The sequence below is a fragment of the Microvirga aerophila genome, from assembly GCF_003332305.1.
In the GTDB taxonomy this organism is placed as follows: domain Bacteria; phylum Pseudomonadota; class Alphaproteobacteria; order Rhizobiales; family Beijerinckiaceae; genus Microvirga; species Microvirga aerophila.
Window position 1 is genome coordinate 1 of the sequence record NZ_QOIO01000038.1, and the last position, 23,356, is coordinate 23,356.

General features: G+C 60.1%; 24 protein-coding genes and 1 pseudogene. 18 read left to right on the top strand and 7 right to left on the bottom strand.

From position 1 onward, the window contains the following. Positions 1-308 (top strand): hypothetical protein (locus DRB19_RS30045; protein WP_162815755.1); only part of this gene is annotated, 308 nt, incomplete at its 5' end. Positions 309-780: 472 nt separating this feature from the next. Here the strand turns inward: DRB19_RS30045 and DRB19_RS19135 are convergent. After that, positions 781-1,151 (bottom strand): annotated as a pseudogene (locus tag DRB19_RS19135) (VOC family protein); the annotation flags it as partial. 63 nt (positions 1,152-1,214) lie between these two features. Here DRB19_RS19135 and DRB19_RS19140 point away from each other — a divergent pair. The 8 genes from DRB19_RS19140 (at position 1,215) to DRB19_RS19175 (ending at position 8,668) form a co-directional block, all read left to right on the top strand. Beyond that, positions 1,215-1,913 (top strand): winged helix-turn-helix transcriptional regulator, encoded by a 699-nt coding sequence (locus tag DRB19_RS19140; RefSeq protein ID WP_114187633.1) that lies wholly within the window; start codon positions 1,215-1,217, stop codon positions 1,911-1,913. A gap of 218 nt (positions 1,914-2,131) precedes the next feature. Continuing rightward, complete coding sequence (locus DRB19_RS19145) at positions 2,132-2,971, top strand: amidohydrolase family protein (RefSeq protein ID WP_114187634.1); 840 nt, start codon at positions 2,132-2,134, stop codon at positions 2,969-2,971. Between the two features lie 34 nt (positions 2,972-3,005). Further along, entirely contained in the window at positions 3,006-3,995 is a 990-nt protein-coding gene (locus DRB19_RS19150) for an aldo/keto reductase (protein ID WP_114187635.1), read from the top strand. Between the two features lie 9 nt (positions 3,996-4,004). Beyond that, positions 4,005-4,436 (top strand): RbsD/FucU family protein, encoded by a 432-nt coding sequence (locus DRB19_RS19155; protein WP_114187636.1) that lies wholly within the window; start codon positions 4,005-4,007, stop codon positions 4,434-4,436. 30 nt (positions 4,437-4,466) lie between these two features. Next, positions 4,467-5,480: a zinc-binding alcohol dehydrogenase family protein gene (locus DRB19_RS19160; RefSeq protein WP_114187637.1), complete on the top strand. Its 1,014-nt coding sequence runs from the start codon at positions 4,467-4,469 to the stop codon at positions 5,478-5,480. Positions 5,481-5,815: 335 nt separating this feature from the next. Next, complete coding sequence (locus DRB19_RS19165) at positions 5,816-6,556, top strand: ATP-binding cassette domain-containing protein (protein ID WP_114187638.1); 741 nt, start codon at positions 5,816-5,818, stop codon at positions 6,554-6,556. Beyond that, entirely contained in the window at positions 6,556-7,611 is a 1,056-nt protein-coding gene (locus DRB19_RS19170; RefSeq protein WP_114187639.1) for an ABC transporter permease, read from the top strand. The genes DRB19_RS19165 and DRB19_RS19170 overlap by 1 nt, the downstream gene beginning before the upstream one ends. A 121-nt stretch (positions 7,612-7,732) precedes the next feature. Beyond that, entirely contained in the window at positions 7,733-8,668 is a 936-nt protein-coding gene (locus DRB19_RS19175) for a sugar-binding protein (RefSeq protein WP_114187640.1), read from the top strand. A 114-nt stretch (positions 8,669-8,782) separates the two neighbouring features. On the opposite strand, the gene DRB19_RS19180 is transcribed toward DRB19_RS19175, so the two are convergent. The 3 genes from DRB19_RS19180 to DRB19_RS19190 are packed head-to-tail and all read right to left on the bottom strand — an operon-like array spanning position 8,783 to position 11,919. Beyond that, on the bottom strand, positions 8,783-9,607 hold the full coding sequence (locus DRB19_RS19180; protein ID WP_114187641.1) for a carbohydrate ABC transporter permease: 825 nt from the start codon (positions 9,605-9,607) through the stop codon (positions 8,783-8,785). After that, entirely contained in the window at positions 9,604-10,542 is a 939-nt protein-coding gene (locus DRB19_RS19185) for a carbohydrate ABC transporter permease (protein WP_114187642.1), read from the bottom strand. The genes DRB19_RS19180 and DRB19_RS19185 overlap by 4 nt, the downstream gene beginning before the upstream one ends. A gap of 42 nt (positions 10,543-10,584) precedes the next feature. After that, a complete protein-coding gene (locus tag DRB19_RS19190; protein WP_114187643.1) occupies positions 10,585-11,919 on the bottom strand; it encodes an ABC transporter substrate-binding protein in 1,335 nt (444 codons plus the stop codon). Between the two features lie 141 nt (positions 11,920-12,060). Here DRB19_RS19190 and DRB19_RS19195 point away from each other — a divergent pair, with 141 nt between their 5' ends. The 3 genes from DRB19_RS19195 to DRB19_RS19205 are packed head-to-tail and all read left to right on the top strand — an operon-like array spanning position 12,061 to position 14,620. Beyond that, positions 12,061-12,948 (top strand): dihydrodipicolinate synthase family protein, encoded by an 888-nt coding sequence (locus tag DRB19_RS19195; RefSeq protein ID WP_162815756.1) that lies wholly within the window; start codon positions 12,061-12,063, stop codon positions 12,946-12,948. Then, a complete protein-coding gene (locus tag DRB19_RS19200) occupies positions 12,945-13,619 on the top strand; it encodes a GntR family transcriptional regulator (protein ID WP_114187645.1) in 675 nt (224 codons plus the stop codon). The genes DRB19_RS19195 and DRB19_RS19200 overlap by 4 nt, the downstream gene beginning before the upstream one ends. 23 nt (positions 13,620-13,642) lie before the next feature. After that, a complete protein-coding gene (locus tag DRB19_RS19205) occupies positions 13,643-14,620 on the top strand; it encodes a PfkB family carbohydrate kinase (protein ID WP_245439663.1) in 978 nt (325 codons plus the stop codon). 144 nt (positions 14,621-14,764) lie between these two features. Here DRB19_RS19205 and DRB19_RS19210 read toward each other — a convergent pair whose 3' ends face one another. Next, the gene (locus DRB19_RS19210; RefSeq protein WP_114187647.1) at positions 14,765-16,063 is read right to left on the bottom strand and encodes an NAD(P)/FAD-dependent oxidoreductase; all 1,299 of its coding nucleotides are present in this window, start codon (positions 16,061-16,063) and stop codon (positions 14,765-14,767) included. 356 nt (positions 16,064-16,419) lie between these two features. Here DRB19_RS19210 and dapF point away from each other — a divergent pair, with 356 nt between their 5' ends. From dapF to DRB19_RS19240, 6 genes are all read left to right on the top strand, one after another. Then, the gene (gene dapF / locus DRB19_RS19215) at positions 16,420-17,235 is read left to right on the top strand and encodes a diaminopimelate epimerase (protein ID WP_245439669.1); all 816 of its coding nucleotides are present in this window, start codon (positions 16,420-16,422) and stop codon (positions 17,233-17,235) included. Next, on the top strand, positions 17,232-17,990 hold the full coding sequence (locus DRB19_RS19220; protein ID WP_114187649.1) for an amino acid ABC transporter ATP-binding protein: 759 nt from the start codon (positions 17,232-17,234) through the stop codon (positions 17,988-17,990). Before dapF ends, DRB19_RS19220 begins: the two co-directional genes overlap by 4 nt. Before the next feature lie 50 nt (positions 17,991-18,040). Next, a complete protein-coding gene (locus tag DRB19_RS19225; protein WP_114187650.1) occupies positions 18,041-18,832 on the top strand; it encodes an ABC transporter substrate-binding protein in 792 nt (263 codons plus the stop codon). A 63-nt stretch (positions 18,833-18,895) separates the two neighbouring features. Then, a complete protein-coding gene (locus DRB19_RS19230; protein WP_114187651.1) occupies positions 18,896-19,591 on the top strand; it encodes an amino acid ABC transporter permease in 696 nt (231 codons plus the stop codon). Positions 19,592-19,595: 4 nt separating this feature from the next. Beyond that, positions 19,596-20,282 carry an amino acid ABC transporter permease gene (locus DRB19_RS19235; protein WP_114187652.1) on the top strand — a complete coding sequence of 229 codons (687 nt, stop codon included), beginning with the start codon at positions 19,596-19,598 and terminating at the stop codon, positions 20,280-20,282. Positions 20,283-20,286: 4 nt separating this feature from the next. Next, positions 20,287-21,288: a 1-aminocyclopropane-1-carboxylate deaminase/D-cysteine desulfhydrase gene (locus tag DRB19_RS19240; protein WP_162815758.1), complete on the top strand. Its 1,002-nt coding sequence runs from the start codon at positions 20,287-20,289 to the stop codon at positions 21,286-21,288. A 56-nt stretch (positions 21,289-21,344) separates the two neighbouring features. On the opposite strand, the gene DRB19_RS19245 is transcribed toward DRB19_RS19240, so the two are convergent. Beyond that, a complete protein-coding gene (locus DRB19_RS19245) occupies positions 21,345-22,877 on the bottom strand; it encodes a malonate--CoA ligase (RefSeq protein ID WP_114187654.1) in 1,533 nt (510 codons plus the stop codon). Positions 22,878-22,971: 94 nt separating this feature from the next. Then, positions 22,972-23,100 carry a hypothetical protein gene (locus DRB19_RS31535; RefSeq protein WP_276330619.1) on the bottom strand — a complete coding sequence of 43 codons (129 nt, stop codon included), beginning with the start codon at positions 23,098-23,100 and terminating at the stop codon, positions 22,972-22,974. Positions 23,101-23,356 lie beyond the last annotated feature (256 nt).

A 23,356-nucleotide genomic window follows, 5' to 3' on the forward strand; every position in this document is an offset into this window, starting at 1 on the left:
TCGACAGCCCCAAGGGGCCGTCCGCAAGGACACCGCCGTCCACGCTTCTCTCTCTCATCTTCACTTGTCAAAAAGCAGCACCCAAGGGTGCAAAAAAACCATCAACCGGACAAAACGACCTCGGTCCGGAAAATCCGGCCCAGGTTCCCTTTGTCCGTGAGAGCGTCAGCGCCTCGAAGCGCCGCGATGAACCCGATATAAGTTCAGCCGCCCCGCCTGTCAACACCCGGATCGAAAACTTTCCAACCCAAAGCGCCAAACACTCCAGCAGCAAAACCAAACATAACCTCGCCGCCGATAAGTATTGATTTACACGTTCCCGTTTATTTCGTCAACACTTGCCGTAAACATTTTTAGTCGGAAGCGTAAATTTTTCTGGATTACTGATTATCTGCATGCGTCATCATCCGCAGAAACAGATTTGCTTCTGCGATGACCGTTATCAATCAGCTAGTGCCGTTTGATTACATCTTTTGTGCATCAGAGGAGCCACGATTGCGTTATTCGATGTGCCATCGGGTTCGTGACGCGACCAGGACCTCAGGATCCTGATCAGCGCTGAGCAAGCGGAGGAGGCCAAAGGAACCTAGACCGGCTAGCGAGTCCGTCCAGACTGAAGTCCAGACGGCTCGCGGATATGTCGGTTGGGCCCGCGTTTGTCAACGCCTTCTGGGTGTCTTTTGTGTAGCCCGGGCATGGCCACGCGGTCGGGTTTCGGCTACGGCCTCTGAGATCTCTATCAGGCAGGCGCCATCTCGCCGCCGGCAGCCTTTGCGGCCTCCACATCACCTCCCAAATGTGCCCGTCCGGGTCCTCGAAGCTCCGGCCGTACATGAACCCGTAATCCTGTGTCGGTCCTGGATCATTTCGCCCGCCGCCCGCCTGAGCCCTATTGACCATGGCGTCGACAGCGTCTCGACTATCGGCAGAGATGCAGATCAGCACCTCGCTGACCTCCCTCGCGTCGGCGATCTTCTTCGGGGTGAATTGGCGAAACTTGTCGTGGGTGAGCAGCATCACGTGGATTGTTTCGGAAAAGACCATGCAGGCGGCGGTGTGATCGGTGAACTGCTCGTTCTTGTCTGCGCCAAGAATGTGACCGCACGATCAAGGTCGCGGACCGGCAGGTTTACAAAAATCAGCTTGGACATGGATCCCTCTTGGTTCTGGTTGTGGTTTGACAATGATCTCCCAGCAAGTTATAAAAAGCAACTATGAAGTTAGAAAAATTAACTGGAACGCAGGAGCGGCGCCGGCGTCAGTATGAGGACGCCTGCGCGACGGCTCATGCCCTCGACCTCGTCGGTGAACGCTGGGCTCTTCCCGTGATGCGGGAACTCATGCTGGGGCCCAGGCGCTTCAGTGATCTGCGCGGCAGTCTCCCGGGCATCAGCGCGAATGTCCTGACGCAGCGTCTCGAGGGACTGGAGGCCGCTGGCGTGCTCATGCGCCACAAGCTGCCTCCGCCGGCAGCCACTCAGGTCTATGAACTGACGGAGTGGGGCCACGAGAGCGAACCGATTTTCCAAGCGCTGGGCCGCTGGGCGGCTCGCTCACCTGCGCACGACCCAAGCCTGCCCTTCAGCGCGGTCTCGCTGATGCTGTCGCTCCGCACGATGTTCGACGCGCGGCGCGCCCAGGGGATCGAGGCGCGGATCGGCTTCCGCCTGGGAGACGAGACCTTCCTCGGTCATGTCACCCCCAAGAGCATCGGGATCATTCGAGGCCCTCTGGAAGGGGCCGACGTGGTTTTCACAGGCTCAGCCGCGAACATCGCCCGGGCGATCTACGCCGGACAACCAATCGACGCCTTGGAAACCGATGGCGTCCTGCAAATTGAAGGCAACCGGGCCGTCGCCGAGCAGTTTGTTTCCTTGTTTCCGCTTCCCCCCAAGGTACAGCGGCAGCCTTGAGGGGGTTGTCAATCCGGCAATCGCCGCCCTGACGGCGGTCTGTCCGCACTCTCTTAGCAAGATGTGCCGAAGCGCTCACCTATAGGCTCTCGTGACCAACGCACCCAAGCTATGAGTGAAAAATACGATGCGTCCTCCTTGCATCGCTTGCCTCGCATATTCATTACGGCCAGGATTACCGTGGCCAAGAGCCTGTTGCGGCACGGGGGTAAGCAGCATTGGACGTTGTCGATTCCCACCAGCACTTCTGGTCATTGAGCGCGTCTTGGTTCGACTGGCCGACACCCGATTTGAAGCCGATCTATCGGGACTACGCTCCCGCCGACCTGCTGCCGGAGATCGAGGCCACGGGCGTGTCGAAAACAGTGCTCGTACAGGCAGCCCCCTATCTCGCGGAGACGAGCTTCATCCTGGACATTGCCCTCAAGACCGAGTTCGTCGCAGGGGTCGTCGGCTGGATCGATTTGGAGCAACCCGGGCATCTCGTCGATCTGGAGCGTTTTGCCGACCATTCGAAGTTTTGTGGAATCCGTCCGATGATCCAGTCGATCCCGGACGTGAACTGGATGCTGCGTCCTAGCTTGCAGCCGTCCCTCGCTGTCGTCGAACGCCTTGGATTGACCTTCGACGCTCTGGTCAGGCCCGAGCACCTCGAGGCGCTCGTCGCTTTTGTAGACCGATATCCCAATCTCCCAGTCGTTATCGACCATGGTGCGAAGCCCGAGATTGCGAAGGGCCGCGAAGGCTTCGACGCCTGGGCGGACAGGATCGCCGCGGTCGCCGAACGCCCCCACGTGGTCTGCAAGCTCTCCGGCCTGCTGACTGAAGCCGGGGCGCGAGCCGGAGCGGACGACCTGTTGCCATTCGTTGATCATCTCATCGGCACATTCGGCCCGCAGCGTCTCATGTGGGGATCCGATTGGCCGGTCCTCGAGTTGGCGTCGCCCTACTCTGCTTGGCTTGACCAGGTGCGTGCCTTTGTTGCGCGGCTTTCCGAGAGCGAACAGAAACTTATCTTGGGTGACGTCGCCCGCAACTTCTATCATCTGCAGGCATAAGGCTCTCAGGCCGGCATCATTGGGGATCAACAGCATGAAGCGCCGTAGGATCGGACAGACCTCTGTCGAAGTCACGGAGGTCAGCCTCGGGGGCGCCGCCATTGGAGGATTGTATCGGGCCGTCTCCCGTGAAAGCGCTGAGGAAACGATCGCGGCGGCCTGGGATGCGGGGATCCGATATTTCGACACGGCGCCGTTCTATGGCTTTGGCCTCTCGGAGCGCCGGATGGGGGACGTTCTGCGAGACAAGCCCCGGGATTCCTATGTGTTGTCCACAAAGGTAGGGCGTCTTCTGAGACCCGTTCCTGACGACCAGGTGCCCGACCACAGCTATGTGGAGCCTCTGCCGTTCACGGTCGACTATGATTACACCTATGACGGCATCATGCGGTCGTTCGAGTTCAGTTTCGCGCGGCTGGGTCTCAACCGCATCGATATTCTTTTCGTCCACGATATCGGAGCCTATACCCATGGCGAGGAGGCCAACCGGAAGCACCTGCGGGATCTCATGGACAGCGGCCTCAAGGCACTGAACCAACTCAAGAGCGAGTGTTCCATATCGGCTTTCGGCTTGGGCGTGAATGAGGTGGAGGTCTGTCTGGACATCATGTCCGGCGCATCCATCGACTGCATTCTGCTGGCGGGCCGCTACACTCTCCTTGATCGGGACGCCTCGCGCAAACTCCTGCAGCTTTGCGCCAAGACCCAGACGTCCCTGGTCGTCGGCGGCGTGTTCAATTCGGGGATACTTGCAACCGGCCCGGTGCCCGGCGCTCACTTCGACTATGGACCCGCTAGCCAAGACATTCTCGACCGGGTGCGTCGCATGGAAGATATTGCCAGGGGCCATTGCATTCCGCTCGCTGCGGCCGCCATGCAATTTCCGCTGCAAGATCCCAACGTTGCGACAGTACTGATCGGGACGGCCAAGCCTTCAAGTCTCAAACGCAATCTCGACGATCTGGCCAAGCAGGTGCCTCAGGAGGCATGGCAGGCCTTCGACGCCATTGCGATCAACAAGTAGGAGCCATCCATGCTTCGCGGCATACATCCTCTTCTCGGGCCGGATCTACTCCACGCCTTGCGAAGCCTCGGCCATGGGGACGAGGTCGTCATCGCCGATGCGAATTTTCCTTCCCACTCCCTCGGGCCTCGAGTCGTCCGCCTCGATGGGATTGACGCCATTGCGGCGGCCGACGCCATCCTGACCCATCTGCCTCTCGACACTTTCGCGGAAGCGGCGGCCTTCCGGATGGAAGTCGTCGGAGATCCGTCAGCGGTTCCGCCCATCTGTAAAGCCTTCGCCGAACTTATCAGAAATCTGGCAGGCCCTTTCGACGTGAAGCCGTTGGAGCGGTTCGCGTTTTACGAGCGCGCTAGGCAGGCAGCCATCATCGTGGCAACCGGGGAACGACGCCTGTACGGCAACCTGATCCTCAAGACCGGCGTTCTGACCCTGGAATAGGCGGCTACAAGCTCCATTTGCGAGGCTCCCATGAAGGCACTTATCTGTCATTCCCCAGGACATTTGGAAGTCGTGGAACGGCCAGCGCCGGGCCCGGCGCCGAAGGGATATGCGGCCGTCGATATCAAACATATCGGCATTTGCGGCACGGATTATCACATCTTCGAGGGCAAGCATCCGTTCCTCGAATATCCACGCGTGATGGGGCACGAGTTGTCGGGCATGGTCGCAGAGGCTGCCGCCGGCAGCGGGCTGAAGACAGGTAGCCCTGTCATCATCAACCCATACATTGCTTGCGGGACCTGCATTGCGTGTCGCAAAGGCAAGATGAACTGCTGCACGAATATCCGAGTCCTCGGCGTTCATACGGATGGGGGCATGTGCGAACGAATTCTCGTGCCCGAGGAAAATCTCTACCCGGCCGAAGGCCTCTCCCTTCGGGACGCTGCCATGGTCGAGTTCCTGGCAATCGGCGCTCACGCGGTCCGGCGCTCCTTGGCGGAGGCGGGATCACGCGCGCTCGTGATCGGGACCGGCCCGATCGGCTTGGGCGTCGCGATCTTTGCTCGCATTGCCGGCCTCGAGGTGACCCTTCACGACATGAGTCAGGAGCGCCTGTCCTTTGCGTCCGAGCGGCTCGGCTTCGAGAAAGGCGTCGTCTTGAGCGACAGCGCCCATGAAGAACTCATGAGACTGACGGGCAACGATGGCTTCGACGTCGTCTTTGATGCGACCGGAAATGCTGCGTCGATTCACAAAGGGTTTGGCTTGGTTGCCCATGGCGGGGCCTTCGTCCTGGTCAGCGTAGTCAAGGACAACATTACGTTCTCGGATCCCGAGTTCCATAAGCGGGAAATGATGCTGATCGGGAGCCGCAATGCTCAAAGAGCGGATTTCGAGCACGTCATCTCATCTATCCGCGACGGGTTGGTGCCCCTTGATGAACTGGCGAGCCACTCGACCACCCTCGATCAAGCGCCGGAGGCCATGGCCCGCTGGACCCATGAAAAGGATGGGCTGATCAAGGCCATCATCAACGTGTGAGAGCCTGATCCCGCGAATTGACGCGTCAGACAGCCCCTTCCCTGCTGACGCGTCCCTTGTTGCGCCACAGCAGCGATGCTGCAATGCACACCTGCACGATGCAAGGTTTTGTGCCACGCCTCCCCATGTCTCATCTTTTCACGGTCATGAAGGACAGGTTGCCGACCGGTCATGAGTTCCGCCAGAGAGTAATGCCCTCCCCCGACAGGAAGTTACTTCGCCGATACTGCACTGACGGAAGTAGGTAGTGACACCTTGCAGACCGCCATGCTTATATAGGTTCCGGCGCATAGACGCTGGCCAAGCAAGGCTTGGAACGAAGGGAGGGAATCGTATTGTCACTCCTCGTTTTACAGGACATCGGGAAGGAGTTCGGAGCTATTCGAGCCCTCTCCCACGTCAATCTGACGATCAAGCCCGGCGAAGTCGTCGGGCTGATGGGCGACAACGGCGCCGGCAAATCGACCCTTGTGAAAATCATCGCGGGCAACTTTCCGCCGTCCCATGGGCGCGTCCTGTTCGAGGATCGCGAAGTGCACTTCACCAAGCCGGTCGATGCCCGGGGCGTCGGGATCGAGGTCGTCTACCAGGACTTGGCGCTGGCCGATAATCTGACGGCGGCCGCCAACGTGTTTCTCGGGCGCGAACTCAAGCGCAAGGTGGGCCCGTTTTCATTCCTCGATCATGCCGCCATGAACCAGAGGACCGGCGAATTGTTTCGCGAGCTCAAATCGGAGACTCGCCCCGACGATGTGGTACGCGTCATGTCGGGTGGCCAGCGGCAGGCCGTTGCCATCGCCCGGACAAGGCTCGCGCGGGCCAAGCTTATCCTCATGGACGAACCGACAGCAGCCATTTCGGTCCGGCAGGTCGCAGAGGTGCTCGACCTCATCCGGCGGCTCAGGGATGCAGGGATCGCCGTCATCCTGATTTCCCACCGCATGCCCGATGTCTTCTCCGTCTGCGAACGGGTGGTCGTGATGCGGCGCGGAAACAAGGTCGCCGACAAGCCGATCAACCAATCGAGCCCCGAGGAAGTCACAGCGCTGATCACAGGTGCCAAGGAGGCCGCCTGATGAGCGATATTTCTCAGGCGCCCGGCGCGAAGCCCGAAACCACCGACTTTTCGAATGTCGGCCGGACTGCCTGGTGGCGGCGGGGCTTCTTTGCGAGCCAGACGGCTTACGTGGCCGCTGCCCTCATCGTCATCATGATCGTGATGTCGCTGCTGAGTTCCGCATTCCTCAGCCCGGGTAACCTCGCCAACGTCGCGAAGAATTTCTCCTTCGTGGGAATCGTGACCCTCGGTGTTACTTTCGTCATCGTCACAGGCGGGATCGACCTTTCCGTGGGTTCCACCATGGCGCTCGCGGCAATCACATGCGCCATCGTCATGCAGGCGGTGAGTGGGACTGCAATCGATACCATTTCTTTGGTTGGCATGATCGTTTCACTCGGTGCTGGGCTCGGCGTCGCCCTGCTGATCGGTCTCGTCAACGGCCTTCTCATCGCCCGGATCGGGCTGTCACCCTTCGTTACGACCCTTGGCATGCTGTCGATCGTCAGAGGGCTCGCATATGCGGTCACGGAAGGGCGTGGGCAGGCGCCGACCGGGCCGGATGTCGATCTTTTCTATGGCCTGACCGACGGCAATATCGCGGGTATTCCGGTGGCCGTGATCTATCTGCTTGTACTGGCGGCTATCATGGGGGTCGTTCTTCACCACACCGCATTCGGCCGCCATGTCTTCGCGCTCGGCGGCAACGAAAAGGCCGCGGCTCTCACGGGCGTCGCGGTCGAGCGGGTGAAGGTTGCGGTGTATATTCTGTCCGCCCTCTCCGCAGGTTTCGCCGGCATTCTGATGGTAGGATGGCTCGGCTCGGCTCCGGCCAATCTGGCAACCGGGTATGAGCTGACGATCATCGCAGCGGCAGTCATTGGCGGGGCCAATCTTACGGGCGGCGTTGGCGGGCCGGCAGGCGCGGTGATCGGCGCGCTTCTCATCGAGGTGATCCGCAACGGCCTCGTGCTCGCTGGCATCAACGCCTATTGGCAGATCGTCCTGGTCGGCGGAATCATCATCCTGGCGGTCCTGGTCGACCGTATGCGGACGATGCGGATGACGCCTTGAGCGATTCACGCACGAACAGATTTGCCTCGCCATTCCAGAGCGAAAGCAAGATCAATCGGCCGAGAGAAGCCGTTCACGAGACCCCGGCCGCGGGGCGTCAATTAACCAGGAGGAAAGAACGATGAAGCGACTGATCCTAGCCGCGGTGGCCGCCGTGGCGCTCACCGCCCCGGCTTTTGCCCAGCAGACCTATAGGTTCGCGATCGTCCCTAAGGCGATGAACAACCCCTACTTCGACCTGTCCCGCGACGGGTGCATCAAACGGGCCAAGGAGCTTGGCAATGTGGAATGCATCTACAAGGGACCTGTAGAGCATGAGCCGGCAAGCCAGGCGCAGATCATTCAGGATCTGATCAGCCAGAAGGTCGATGGAATCGCAATCTCCGTGTCGGATGCGGCGGCGGCGGTTCGCGTGATCAAGGCCGCCCGCGATGCGGGGATTCCGGTCATTACCTTCGATGCGGATGCGCCCAACTCCGCGCGGCAGGCCCATGTGGGCACCGACAACAGAGCGATGGGCCGTGCGCTTGGCGAGGAACTCCTGAGATTGCGTCCCGATGGCGGCAAGTACGCCATGGTGTCGGGTGGCCCGGCGGCGGCTAATCTGAAGGAGCGGGTCGAAGGCGTGCGCGATGCCCTCAAGGGGTCAAAATGGACCGAGGTCTCAGGTTCTCCAACCTATTGCAATGACGATCTCGCCTTGGCGGTCCAGCAGATGCAGGACCTCAAGACCGCAAATCCTGACCTTGCGGCCATCGTGCCCGTCGGTGGTTGGCCGATGTTCGTTCCCGAGGCCTACAAGAGCTTCGTGAACAAGAACAAGGCCGCCATGGATCAGGGCAAGTTCACGCTCGTCGTGGCGGATACCCTGAAGGTACAGCTTGAGCTGCTGCGCGATGGGTTCGCAAACGCTCTCGTAGGGCAGCGGCCTTATGAAATGGGCGAGCGAGCCATGGACATCCTCCTGAAGCTCAAGAAGGGCGAGAAGGTGGACGATATTGTCTATGCTGGCATCGACCGGGTCACGAAGGACAACGTCGCCACGATGTTGAAATAACGCAGAAGCGCCTTTTCAAGCCCAAAAGCGCACTGGCGGGACAACATCCCGCCAGTGCATTTGTTTTTACCGATAACTCTTGAACGCCGGGACCTGGATAAGGTGCGCTCCGGCCTACCCGCCCTTGACCGCGCCGGCTGTCAAGCCCGCCACGATCTGTCGCTGCGCCACGACAGTGAGCACGAGGACCGGCAAGGTTACGATGATCGCCGCCGCCGCCAGTGGACCCCAGCTCAGCTGCTCGAAGGACAGCATGTTGTAGACTGCAACCGGAAGGGTGCGGGTCTCCCGTCCGGCCAAGACGACGCCGAAGACGAAGTTATTCCACGAGAAGATCACCGCCAGAATAAACGCGACGGTGATGCCCGGTTTTGCGATAGGCAGGGCTACATGGCGAAACACCTCCCACCTGTTGGCTCCGTCAATCACGGCGGCCTCCTCGAGCTCAAGGGGCGTCGTCTCGAAGTAACCGATCATGATCCAGATGACGATCGGCACGGTGATGACGAGATGGGCGATGATCTGCGGCACGAGCGTTCCCATGAGGCCCAGCCACTGGAACAGGAGGAACAGTGGAATCAGGTAGGACAAGCCCGGGGTCATGCGAGCGATCAACACGACCACGGCCGCCTTGGTGGCCTTCATACGAGCGATACCGTAGCCTGCCGGAACTCCGATCAGGAGAGCAAGGCCAGTCGCAACCCCGGTGACGATCAGGCTGTTGATGAAGAAGAGTCCGAAACGGTTGGATTCGAACACGCCGGTGTAGTTCTTCCAGGCGAAGCGCTCAGGGATGAAGACCGGCGGATAGGCGGCGTTGTCGACCTCGAATTTGAGCGAGAGCGAAATCATCCAAAGAAAGAACAGGATGGCGGGCGACACCAGCACCAGGGCGGCAAACCAGAGGCCCAGCGAATTGAGGAAACTTCTCGGGTTCATGGGCCACCTTGGAGGTCCATCCACTTCGTCCTCTGACGAAGGTGGAGCATCAGGAGCGACAGGGCGATCACGAGCGCGAAGAACACGACGGCGATCGCCGATCCGTAGCCCACGTCGTAATAGGCGAAGGCGACGCTGTAGAGATAAAGGTTGATGGTTTCCGACGCCGTTCCGGGCCCACCCTGGGTGATGGCATAGATGATGTCGAAGCTTTTCAGGGCATCGATGGTGCGGATGATCACGGCAACCATGAGAAATGGCGCGATCATCGGCAGGGTAATGTACCGAAAGCGCTGGAACGCATTAGCCCCGTCGATCTCGGCGCTCTCATACGGCTCGGTTGGAATGGCTGCCAAGCCGCCCAGGACGATAAGCATGACGAGCGGCGTCCACTGCCAGGTCTCGACCAACACCAGAGACGGGATCACCGTCCTGGGGCTGAAGACCCACTCCTGCGGTCCGATGCCGATGAACGACAGAAGGTAGTTCAGCACGCCGAGCTGCGGATGGAACATCATGGTCCATACCAGAGCGATGGCCACAGGTGTCGCCATCATAGGCATGACGAACAACCCGCGCAGGACGCCTCTGAACGGCAGGCGGGAGTTGAAGATCAGCGCGGCGAGCGTCCCGAAGAACAACGGGAGAATGACCGCCAGGAAGGTGTAGACCAGGGTATTGCCTATGGACGCGATGAAGCGTGTATCCGACGCCAGCCGCGCGTAGTTGGCGAGGCCGGTAAAGTTACGCGCGCCCCCCACGGTCCATTCATGCATGCTCATCCAGACCGTGAAAACCCACGGAAAGACGATGACGGACCCGACCACCACCACCGCCGGGATGACGAACGGCCAGAAGGAGGTGCGACGGCCGGCGCCTTTGACGGGCGCCGGCTCCGTTACGGTTGTCACCTGCTGTTCAACGAGCGTGCCCATGGGTGAACTCCACTGCGTTGCACCGCTTCAGACAAGGGATGATCAAGCCTTCTCGCTCCGCTCGAGAACCGGCTTGAACTGTTCCGTGGCCTTCTTCATCTCGGCCGCCGGGTCCGCGCCGCCCAGCAAGTTGGTCAGGCCGATGCCGATGATGTCGCGGAACTCCGTTACAGGCTGGACGACCGGAAGGCCGAGCTTGCTGATCTTGCCGGATTCCACCACGGCGTCGATCCAGGCCGGCGGCATCTTCACGCCCTTGCGCACTTCCGGATCGTTCAGGATCGACTGGCGGAATGGAACGCCGCCACCGGCCTGCAGGAGGCGCGCGCCCATCATTTTCGAGATCGCCCACTGGCAGTAGAGGTAGGCTGCTTCCTTGTTCTTGCTGGTGGCGGTGACGCCAATTCCGTCGCCGAAGGTCGCGGAGGCCTGAGCTTTCGGGCCTCTCGGCATGACGCCGTAACCCACCTTTCCGACGACGCGGGACTTTTCCGGATCCTCCAGCGGAGGAGCAAAGCCAACGCCGTCGAGCCACATGCCGATCTTGCCCTGGAGGAAGGCGGACTGGCATTCCGACCAGTTGAAGCCGGCTACGCCCTGTGGCGAGGTCTTGGTGAGAAGGTGCTGGTAGAGTCGCGCGGCCTCAATGGCCTCCGGGGAGTCCGTCTTGAGATTGCCGTTGGCGTCCACCGGATCGACGCCGTAGCCGAGGAGGAAGCTCGTCCAGACGGGAACATTGGCGTTCTTCAGGCCACGCGCCACGAAGCCGTAGGTTCCTTCCTTCGGATCTGTAAGGGCTTCAGCCGCCTTCACCATTTCGTCAAATGTCTGCGGATAGGAGAGGCCTTTCTTGGCGAAGAGTTCCTTGTTCCAGTAGACCATCCAGTAATCGACGGAAAACGGCAGCGACAGCATCTGGCCTTGCGGGTTCTTGGCGTAGAGCAAACCGGCCTGCGCGAAGTCGCTCTCGGTGAGGCTGGCGTCCGTAAGGTCCGGGTTTTTCATGAATGCGCTGAGATCGGCGAGCCAGCCTGCCTTTTCGAACTGGCGCTTCTGCACATGATAGCTCATGTGAATCACGTCGAAGCTCGGGCTTCCGGAGTTCAGCTCGATCACGGCCTTCTGGCGCTGTTGCTGTTCGGGCGTCTGCTCGGACGAGACCTGAATCCCCGTGAGTTCGGTAAACTCCTTCTCGTATTTCTGCAGCGTTTCGCCACGCGGGCTCTTGATGAGATTCACGCCGATCTTCGCACCGGCATATTTCTTCCAGTTCACATCCGCGAGCGCCGGCATGGCGCCGCCGAGACTGTAGGCTGCCGTTGCGGCGGTGGTCGCAAGGAACATGCGGCGCGTGAGTGAACCTGCTGTTTCGGCCATGATCGTCGTTCTCCCTGTTTCAATGTATCGACTTCTTGTGAGCCGTTTTCCATGCTTGCCATGGATTAAGCACCCTGTAACATGTCAGTGTCAACACAGCAGTTACTTTTGGTCAGCACTATCCTTTTATTGGAGACTCACTTGTCCCTCAGTTTCGGCATCAGCCCTGCTCTTGTCACGCCGTTTTCCGATGGAGGAGTGGACGTTCGGCGTTTGATCGATCACGCCCAGGACTGCCTTTCCCGCGGCTGCCGCACGGCAACAATTTTCGGCACCACGGGCGAAGGCCCGTCTGTCGGACCGATCGAACGAGATCGGGTAGCGGCTGAGCTCATCAGTCTCGGGATCCCATCGAAGCAGCTTGTGGAGGGCGTCATCGCATGTTCGATAGAGGAAGCCGCCCACAGCACGAGCGCGGCACTGCGTCGTGGCGCACAGGCGGTTCTCCTTGCGCCGCCGTTCTATTTTCGGCCTGCGCCTGACGAGGCAGTCTTCGAGTGGTTCGCAACGGTCTTCAAGGCCGTCGGGCGGGATCTTCGCGATGTTCTCCTCTATCACATTCCCGGCATGACCGGGGTGCCCCTGTCTCACACCGTTATCCGCCGTTTGGTTGCGGCTTTCCCAGGCGCCATCCGCGGCGTCAAGGACAGCGCCTGCAATGCCGACGAGACATTTGCGTTGATCGAAGCTTTTCCCGATCTCAATATCCTCGTAGGCGACGAGACCTATCTCGGCCAGGCCTGTGCGGCTGGCGGCGCAGGGTCCATCTGCGGCGTTGCCAATATCGTGCCCGAAGCCATCGTTACCCTGGCAGAGAATGGGCGCGACGATCCACACGTGGTGCGGCTGGTTCAGGAGATCACCAGCCACCCGGTCGTCCCGATGGTGAAGGCTCTCGTGGCGCATGTGCGTCAAGACCCCGCGTGGGCCATCGCGAGACCGCCATTGGCCACCATTGACGAGCAAACTGCTGCTCGCGTCGCCAAGCTCCTTGACCCCCTCCGCCCCTCTTCTAAGGCGGTCGCATGATCTCGGCTCGCCGAGCGCCTCGCTCCGAGCCAAAACTGCGCGAGCAGGCCTACGACGCGTTCACCTACCACCTGCTGCAAAGCGATATAAAGCCAGGGCAGTTTATCACTCAACGTGAACTCGTGGCCCTGACGGGTCAGCCCCTCGGAGCGATCCGGGAGCTGATCCCAAGGCTCGAAGCAGAGGGGCTCATCGTCACGGTGCCGCGGCGTGGGTTGCAGGTTCTGCCCCTGGACATCAGCCTGATCCGGAACGCGTTTCAGTTTCGTCTCATCCTCGAGCGCGAGGCGATTACGTCTTTTTGCCAAACCGCGAGCGATTCCAGGATCGAGCAGATCGAACTGGCGCATCGGGCGATCGTCACATCAGCCCAGGAAGGCCCAACAGAGGAAATCGTCGCCGAGGCCCAAAAGGTCGATCGGGAGTTTCATGAGGCCGTGATCGACGACCTCAACAACGAGATCATTTCGAAGGCTTACCGGGTCAATTGGATCAAGGTCCGCCTGATCCGTCAGAATGAAACAAGCATGGATAAGGATCTGGTGCTGCCAGTCATGCGCGAACACCTCGTCATCATCGCAGCTATCAAGGCGCGGGATGTCGTTGCCGCCACGGAGGCGGCTTCTGCCCATATCATGAACGCTCGGGCGCGAGCGCTCAGGATGGAATGACGGCAACCAGTCGAACTTCCACGATGACTAATGGAGATTTTGGGGCCGTGTCGATGCAGGACAAGCCTGTGATCTGTCTCGGATGCGCTTTCTGGGATACGATTTTCAAGATCGATCGCATTCCTTCACATGGCACGAAGGTGCTGCCCGAGAGGGTGGTTCAGGCCGCCTCCGGCATGGCGACCGCTGCCGCCATCACCATTGCACGCCTTGGCGGAACGGTCGAACTCTGGGCTCGTATAGGGGACGATGCGGAGGGCGATAGATTCCTTCACGACCTGTCCGGCGAACATGTCGGAAACGCCAACATCCGCAGAATTCCTGGGGCGCGCACAGCCTTCTCGACGATCCTGGTGGACAGCAGCGGGGAAAGGCTGGTGGTGCCCTACACCGATGCAGCTCTTGACGCCGATCCAAGCTGGCTTCCCCTGCACGAGATCGCGCATGCTAGCGCCGTGCTGGTGGATATGCGCTGGCCAGAGGGCGCAAGAGCCGTTCTGGGGGAGGCTCGCCGCCACGGGGTGCCGACCGTGGTCGATGCCGATGTTGCTCCACCGGCGGTGCTCAGAGAGTTGATCTCGCTGGCGGATCACGTGCTGTTCTCAGAACCCGCGCTGCTTTCTTTGACGACGTCCACAGCCCCCAAGGACGCATTGTTGCAGGTCGCAGCAGAGCTCGATGCGGACATCGTCGGTGTGACCCTTGGAGAACATGGGGCCTTGGTGTGGCAGCGCAGCGATGCACCTGTCGTGCGCACGTTCCCGTCCTTGCAAGTTCGCGCCGCGGACACCCTGAATGCCGGCGACGTCTGGCATGGGGCCTATGTGTACGGCCTGGTCAATGGCTGGGGATTATCGCGCTCCGTGCAAAGAGCCAACGTCGCAGCCGCCATGAAGTGCGAACACTTTGGCGGCCGGCACGGCGCACCGTCTCTTCCTCAATTGCTGGAGAGGAGCCGAGACCTGATGCCAGATGACATCGATGTTCGGGCCCCGGACTGACCTGGGCGGCTCCACCGGATCGCCTTGCGTTAAACTCTTAATGCCTGTTCAAGTGGGCCTTCCGGCGGCAACCCGTCGTCCCATGGGAAATCGCCATTGCGCTCTGCAAAGCGCCTGACAAATGATCAAGTAGGATTGCGACCTCTAAAACCGGTTTGGACGAAGAGAATCCAATTCTATCGGCGGCGTGCGATTGCTGATCAGGTCAGATACAATATAGCCCGTGACCCCTCCGAGCGTTAAGCCGATGTGGCCATGTCCGAAAGCATAGATGATCCGCCGGTCGCGAGGCGACGGACCGATAACGGGCAGAGAGTCCGGCATGGAGGGGCGGAAACCAAGCCACTCTCTATCATGCCTTGACAAGCCGGGGATCAGCATCTTGGCGACTTGGGAAATCGTGTTTGTCCGAACCGGACGAGGCGGCTGTCCAAGGCCGCCGAGTTCCACAGTTCCAGCGACCCGCAGCCCTTCCGACAGTGGTGTCATATAGAAGCCATGCTCGGGATAGCACGTGGGCGCAGAAAGGAGATGTCCCGCATCCGGAAAAAGCACATGATAGCCTCGCTCCGTATCGAGACGGATCGAGTCGCCAACCGTCGCGGCCAAGCGCTTTGACCAAGCTCCTCCAGCAACGACAAGCCTATCGGCTTTGTGATGCGTACCGTCCACTTGAACAGAGACATCGTCGTTCTGTCGGGAGATCGAGCTTGCTTCTCCACGGATAAACTCGCCACCTCGGGCGAGGAACAACTGAGCCAAATCCAACATGTACTGGTAGGGAGTATCGATGTGGTAGGCGTCTGAAAATACCAGCCCTCGCTGGTAGATGGGAGCCAGATTCGGCTCGCGCTCTCGGATCGCGGATGCGTCCAGGACTTCCATACGAACTCCCTCCCGTTCACGCAACAACATATCATTGGTCGCGGCTTGGAAGCTCTGCTCTGATTTATAGAGATATAAAGATCCGTTCCGCTGAAGCAGCCGGATCGATCCCGCTTCCTCCATCAGAGGAGCGTTCCCCGCTTCTGCAAGACGCAGCAATTGTCCAAGGACTCTCACGATCCGATCGACCTCCAAGGGTGTGCTGGATCGGAGAAAGGACATGAGCCATGGCATGAGTTTGGGCAGGTCCCGCCAGAAGAGAGCCAATGGGCTCTTGCGATCGATGAGCATCTTGGGAACGCCTGCAATCACGCCCGGCATGGCAACCGGCAGGCAGGCTCCCAATGCCACCGTGCATGCATTTCCGAAACTGCACGCATGGGTGTAGGGCTGCCCCGGCAGGGGAGGTCCGCGATCAATGACCCTGACTTGATGGCCTGCACGCTGCAACCAGAGTGCTGATGAAAGTCCAACGACCCCGGCACCGATGACGATCACGTTCAGACGCTCGGCTTCTGGAACAGGAATCATCGGCGGGAGGGATTCACGCGGCGTCATCTTGCTTTTCACTACAGGTTGATGAGAAGGCGGTTTTCAGATCGGTCAGCATAAATCGGGATCGTAGTCAGGGGCAGCCACGACTTTGACAGGTGGATAAAGTGGCAAGTCTTGGCGAAGATTGTTACTATCGAACGTTTCCAGGCAAGCCTGTCCCATATCCCGTCTTGCGATGGAGCAACAGGAGCCGTTATGCCAACTATTGTCTAGGTGGCAAGGAAAACCCCTGGATTGACTTGTCCTTGTGTGGAAACCAGTGTTCGAATTCCTGTTGGGGACGGGCGGGTTTGTCTTCCTCTCGTCCTATGGAGTACACTGCCTTGCCTGTCTTCCCTGCTGGACGCCCGTTCTTGAAAATGCATGGCCTTGGCAACGATTTCGTCGTTATTGACGGCCGCGATGAGCCATTTCAGCCCACGCAGGAGGAAATCCGTTGGATCTGCGATCGCCATGTCGGCGTCGGCGCAGACCAGTTGCTGGTGATCGAAAGGGTAGTGGCAACAGGCGCCGATGCCCGAATGCGGATCTACAACGTCGACGGCGCTGAAGCCCAAACATGCCTGAATGCAACCCGGTGCGTCGCATGGCTCCTGCTGCACGACAGTAGCAACGATCGTCTGGTCCTGGAAACCCTTGGAGGACTGATCGAAGCCACCCGCGTCGGCGAGCATGATGTCGCCCTGGGCCTGCCAGCCCCTAAATGGGACTGGCAAAGCATCCCCCTTGCGTCCGCGGCCGATACCCTCGCCATTGATCTCGCGTCAGGTCCTCTCGCGCAGCCCACGGCGGTGAATGTCGGCAATCCGCACCTCGTCTGCTTCGTCGCAAGCCGTGATGCGATTGATGTGCCGCGCTGGGCTCCGGCGATCCAGAACGATCCCATCCTCCCAGAGGGAGCCAATGTGGGTGTCGCAGAGATGGCAGCCCCGGACCTGATCCGCCTGGTGGTTTGGGAGCGCCCCGGCATCCTCACCCGCGCCTGCGGCAGCGGAGCCTGCGCAGCCGTACTTTCGGCTCGACGCCGCGGACTCACGCGTGAGGACCGGATTAAGGTGGACATGCCTGGGGGACAATTGCAAATCGAGGTTCATGATGATGAGAGCGTTACGCTCATCGGCGCGGCGGCCGTCGCATTCTCCGGCCGGCTTCCGACCGACCTGAAAGTAGCATGATGACCGCTAACCCCATTGTTGTTGTTGACCAGGTTTCCAAGACATTTCGGTCCGCCCATGGGCGTGGAGAGCATCGCGCCCTCGATAACGTATCTCTGTCCATCGAACCGGGGCAGGTGCTCGTCGTTATCGGCCCGTCGGGTTCCGGCAAAAGCACTCTGTTGCGCACCCTGAACGCATTGGAGAGCTTCGACACCGGCCGCATCATCATCGACGGCGTCTCTCTGAGCGACAAGAAGACGGATCTCAACCGCCTCCGGGCCGAGATCGGAATGGTGTTCCAGCACTTCAACCTGTTCCAGCACAAGACAGCGCTGGACAACGTCGTGCTGCCTCAGATGGTCGTACGCAAGCGCTCCCGCGCTGAGGCAGTCGCCCGGTCGCGCGAACTGCTGGCCAAGGTCGGCATTGCGGATCGCGCCAGCCACTATCCGAGCCAGCTGTCTGGCGGTCAGCAGCAGCGCGTTGCGATTGCCCGCGCACTCGCCATGGATCCGAAGATCATGCTGTTCGACGAGGCGACATCGGCCCTCGATCCGGAAATGGTTGGCGGCATTCTGGATCTCATGCGCAAGTTGGCCGCGGAGGGAATGACAATGGCGGTCGTGACGCACGAAATGGGCTTCGCCCGCGAGGTCGCTGATCGCATCGTCTTCATGGACGAGGGACGAATTGTTGAAGAGGGTGAGCCCGGCCCCTTTTTCGAATCACCGTCCCACGAGAGAACCCGGGCATTCCTAGACCAGATCCTCTAGGCCACCAGCTCCGGAGGAACACGCCAAATGACAACCAGGAGGGAAACCAGATGAAAAGACTACGCAATATGATCATGGCGGCCGTGACGGCTTGCCTCGGCTTCGCCACTGTCGCCCAAGCGGACGAGATGGACGAAATCCTCAAGCGTGGCGAGCTTCGCGTCGCCGTTCAGTCGCAGGGTGCGCCCGTCAGCTTCGTCAACAAGAAGGGCGAACGAACCGGCCTCGCAGTCGAACTCGCCAAAATGATGGCCGCTGATCTTGGCGTGAAGATCACGTTCCAGGACTATGACTGGAAGGGCCTGATCCCGGCGCTCCTTTCGGGTAAAGTCGACATAATCGCGGCCGACATGACCCCGACGCCTCAGCGTGCCGCGCAGCTCCTGTTCTCGCGCCCGATGTTCTACCAGGAAACCGTCGCGGTCGTCGGCAAGGACGCGCCGTACAAAACTTGGCAGGAGATCAATAAGGAAGGCCTCAACATCGGCGCTACGCAGGCCAGCTCCTATGGAGATGCCGTAAAGAAGTTCATGCCCAAGGCGAACCTCAAGGAATTCGCCGGCGGAACGGCGGCCGTGGCCCAGGCTCTCTCCAGCGGCCGTCTTGAGGGCGCCGTATCGGACCTTGGCAACGTCACCAATTTTGTACGCGAGTTCGGCAACCTGAAGATCCTCGAGGGCGTCATCACCCGCGAGCCTCTCGCATTCGCTACGCAGGCCAATGCCTTCCACCTGAAGCTCTGGCTGGACAACTACGTGGAACTCATCACAGCTGACCGGCGCCTCGAAAACCAGGTGAATTACTGGTGGAGCTCAACCGACTGGGAAAAGGACCACAAGTAAGCTGCTGGCAGCCGGCCGAAGGCCGGCTGCCCTCCTCCCCGCGCCACATTTCCCTAGACAGTGATGACCTGGCTCCTCGACTACTACAATTACCGCATCGTGGCGCAGTATCTCGGCCGCTTCGCCGAGGGTCTGAGCAACACGCTGACGGCTGCCGGGGTGAGCCTCATCCTGTCGCTTCTGCTCGGCACGCTCGTTGCGCTCGCTCTCCTGTCGAGCCGCGCAATCCTTCGAAAGCCCATCGAAGGCTACGTAGCCTTCATCCGTGCAACGCCGCTCCTGGTCCAGATCTATCTCGTTTATTACGGTCTCCCCGCTCTTCTGCCGATCGCGAAGAGTTGGAATGATATGTATTTTGGGATCGCCGCCCTTACGCTGAACAGCGCCCCTTATATGGGCGAGATCATCCGGGCTGGTATCGAGTCCGTCCCCCGCGGTCAGATCGAAGGTGCCAAAGCGGTTGGCATGAACTACGGTCAACGTATGCGCTATGTGGTTCTTCCTCAGGCCTTCGCCAACACGCTTCCCCCGCTGATCGGTCAAACGGCAGTTCTCATCAAGGACACGTCGCTGTTGTCCATCATTACGGTTTTCGAGTTCACGAGCGCCGGCATTCTCCTGAACAGCGAACGGGTGCGGCCCAATGAGAGCTTCCTCACCATCGCTCTCGGTTATCTCCTGATCTATCTGGTGATCCTCCTTCTGTCCCGTGGTGTGAAGCAATGGCTGGCCGGTCCTGCCTGGAACGCGCAGGGCTAACGCGATGCTTGAACGCTACTGGTCCATCACTTCATCCTTGCTGCCGTTCCTCTGGCAGGGATTTCTGGAGACGCTCTACGTCTCTCTCGTGGCAATCATCGCCGGCTCGCTGATCGGAGCCCTGATCGGTCTCGTACGTAGCCAGCGCGTGCCTGTCCTCACCAGCATCTTCGGCCTTTACATCCATATCCTGCGCGGAACGCCATTCCTCGTTCAGCTGTATGTGTTCTACTTTGTGCTGCCGAACACTGGGATCTCGTGGCTCAGTTGGGACTCGCGCACCGCGGCTTTCGTAGCGCTCTCGGTCTACACGTCGAGCTATGTGGCTGAGATCGTAAAAGGCGCGGTTGAGGCCGTGCCGCGCGGGCAGTCGGAGGCGGCAACCGCCCTCGGAATGACGCGTCTTCAGCGCCTCTGGTACGTCATCATTCCACAGGCGCTGAAACTGACCGTGCCGCCGATGAGCGGCGTTTACGTGATGATCATCAAGAGCACCGCGATCCTGTCGGTAGTGGGCATCTCGGAACTCACCCGCCAGGGTGAGGTGTCGATCCTGCGCTTCCCGCGGGACGTTCTGTTCATCTATGGTCTCATCGCTTTCATCTACTTCCTGTACTGCTATCCCGTTCTGCGGTTCGCCCGGTGGGCCGAGCGCCGGGTGGGAGCGGCCCGGACGGTCGATCTGGATTGACAAGATGCTGAGCTCCTTCCCACGAGCCTCACTTCTTCCAGGACCAACGCCTCTCGAGCACATGGTGCGAGCCAGCCTTCACGCCGGGCACCCGCAGCTCTGGGTCAAGCGGGACGACTGCATGCCCCTCGCCTTTGGCGGCAACAAGGTACGCAATCTTGAGTTCTGGCTTGGCCAGGCGCTGGAGCGGGACTGCGATCTCCTGGTCATCGCAGGTGCTGCCGCATCAAACCAAGTCCGGCTGACGGCCGCCGCCGCGGCCAGGCTGGGGCTGGAGTGTTTGGTGCTCTACGCAGGGCCGGACTCTTCACTCACCCATAGCAACCGCCTGCTGACGGAAATGATGGGAGCGCGGATCCAAAGCCTTGGCAACGTCGATGAAGCGGATCGCGAGAAGTTAGCCAGACAGGTCGTCGCGGACCAAGCCGCTGTCGGGCGTCGCCCCTATCTGGTGGGAGATCCGGTGGTCGGTGCGCTCGGTTATGTCCGCGCCGCTCAGGAACTTCACGAGCAGGCCGGTGCGGCAGGCCTCGACCTGCGCCACATCATTCTTCCGGGGTCCATGGGCATCACGGAAGCAGGGATGATCCTAGGCGCGGCCATGCTCGACCTGCCATGGGCATTCCATCTCATCAGCGTCGAATACGAAGCTGCCGATCTCGAAGTGCGGATTAAAACCATCCTTGCGAGCTTGTGCCGGCTGACCGAATTCAGCCCCATGCATGACATGCTAGGTCGCGTGCGAATTCATATGGATCAACTGGGCGCAGGATACGGCCGACCGACCAAGGCCTCCATGCAGGCCAGCTATCTCTTTGCGCAACTCGAAGCCCTCGTGCTTGAGCAGACCTATGTGGCGAAAACGTTCTCGGGGCTTCTCAGCTGCGTCGCGAGAGGGGATATCCCCGGTGACGAGGCTGCATGCATCGTCCATACGGGCGGCACGCCAGCTATATTTGGCCCTGGAGTCGCAGGCTCGCCAGAATCTGTATCTCCCACAGGGTGAGGAATGTCGTTGATAAGATCTTTGTGATGCTGGCGCTGAAGTACTCCTGCCCGGCATCACCGAGAGGCCCGCGCCGGCGGAGTGTACAGGTCAGCGAATTTCTCACGCAGCACGTTCTTCTGCACCTTACCCATGGTGTTTCGCGGCAGATCGTCAACAAAGACGACCCGCTTGGGCAGCTTGAACTTCGCCAAGCGGCTATCGAGCGCCACAAGGATCGACTGCTCGTCGACCGCCGCCTCCTTTGAGCGGACCACAACCGCAGTGACGCCCTCGCCGAGATCCTTGTGCGAGACGCCGATCACAGCACTTTCGAACACGCCCGGAATGGCGTCGATCTCGTCCTCAATCTCCTTCGGATACACGTTGAAGCCACCCGTGATCACCAGATCCTTGCCGCGCCCGAGGATAGAGACGTAGCCGCGCTCGTCGACCTTGCCCAGGTCACCGGTAATGAAAAAGCCATCAGGCTGGAACTCAGACGCAGTCTTCTCCGGCATGCGCCAGTAGCCCTTGAAGACGTTCGGCCCCTTCACCTCGATCATGCCGATCTCGCCCTGCGCCAGCTCCGCTCCGGTGTTCGGGTCGGTGATGCGCACGGACACGCCTGGGAGCGGAAGGCCAACGGCGCCCGGAACCCGGTCGCCATCATAGGGGTTCGAGGTGTTCATGTTGGTCTCGGTCATGCCGTACCGTTCAAGGATGGCGTGACCCGTCCGCGCATTCCACTCGCGGTGGGTTTCCGCGAGCAGCGGTGCGGAGCCCGACACGAACAGGCGCATCCCGGACGTCACCTCCTTGGTGAGGCCCGGATGTTGCAGCAGGCGGACGTAGAAGGTTGGCACCCCCATAAGGGTTGTGGCGCGGGACATCAGCCCGAGGACTTCGTCGGCATCGAATTTCGACAGAAAGACCATCGCTGCGCCCGAGAACAGGGTCACGTTGCTGGCCACGAAGAGCCCGTGGGTGTGGTAGATCGGCAGAGCGTGGATCAGCACGTCATCGGCCGTGAAGCGCCAGACATCTGTCAGGGTCATAGCGTTGGAGACCAGGTTGTCATGCGTCAGCATGGCACCTTTCGAGCGGCCGGTGGTGCCTGAGGTGTAGAGGATCGCAGCCAGGTCATCGCCTGCCCTCTGCACTGTCTCGAACGTCTCGGAGGCCGCCGCCGCAGCATCCGCGAGCGATCCTTCCCCCTTGGAATCGAGTGTCTCTATTGCTGCTCCCACCTTCGCGGCAAGTTGTTCGATACCGCTGCGCTTGATAGGATCACAGACGACCAGCGAGGGCTCGGCATCGCTGATGAAGTACTCGAGTTCGGTCAGGGTATAGGCCGTATTGAGGGGCAGATACACAGCCCCGGCCCGAACGGTCGCGAGGTAAAGGACCAGCGCCGGAACAGACTTTTCAACCTGGACTGCAACCCGGTCGCCAGACTTGACCCCGCGGCTGACTAGCACGTTGGCCAAACGGCCTGAAAGGTCGATCAGGTCAGCATAACTGATCGTCTCACCGGCAGGCGTGGTGATGGCGTTTTTCGTGGGATCGAGGACGGAACGTTCGAGTCGGTCGAAAAGGTTGGCATTCATCACAGGAGCTCCGAAACGGGGATCTATGGTGGACCCGAAAAAGCATCAAGGAGTGCTGAATCATGGGGCCGGCACCAGATCACGAGAGGGGAGATCAGCCCGCTAGGCTATGCGGACTATGGGCTACAAGGCCTTTCCTGGTAAAGACCCGGTGGTCCTTCTCGATCTCATCGAAGGCATAGAGGTAGTTCACCAGTAACCCCTGAGCCTGCTTCAGGTCCATGAAAGACGCCTCTCTGCTGAAGCTCCGTTCCGGATCAAACCAAGACATTTCTTCCCGTCCGGAAATATCTAGCTTCTGCCCGATGTAAATGGCTTACCTCAGCCACGGCTAGTGGGTTATGGAATCGCTAGAACCAAAACCTCTCGCGCCGGCTTACAATGGCGTCAATTAAGTTACGGAACAACCCTGTAGGCTTGGCAAACTTGGCTGGATAGATCCTCTCAGCTGTTGCACGAATCGATAAGCTCTTTGGAGC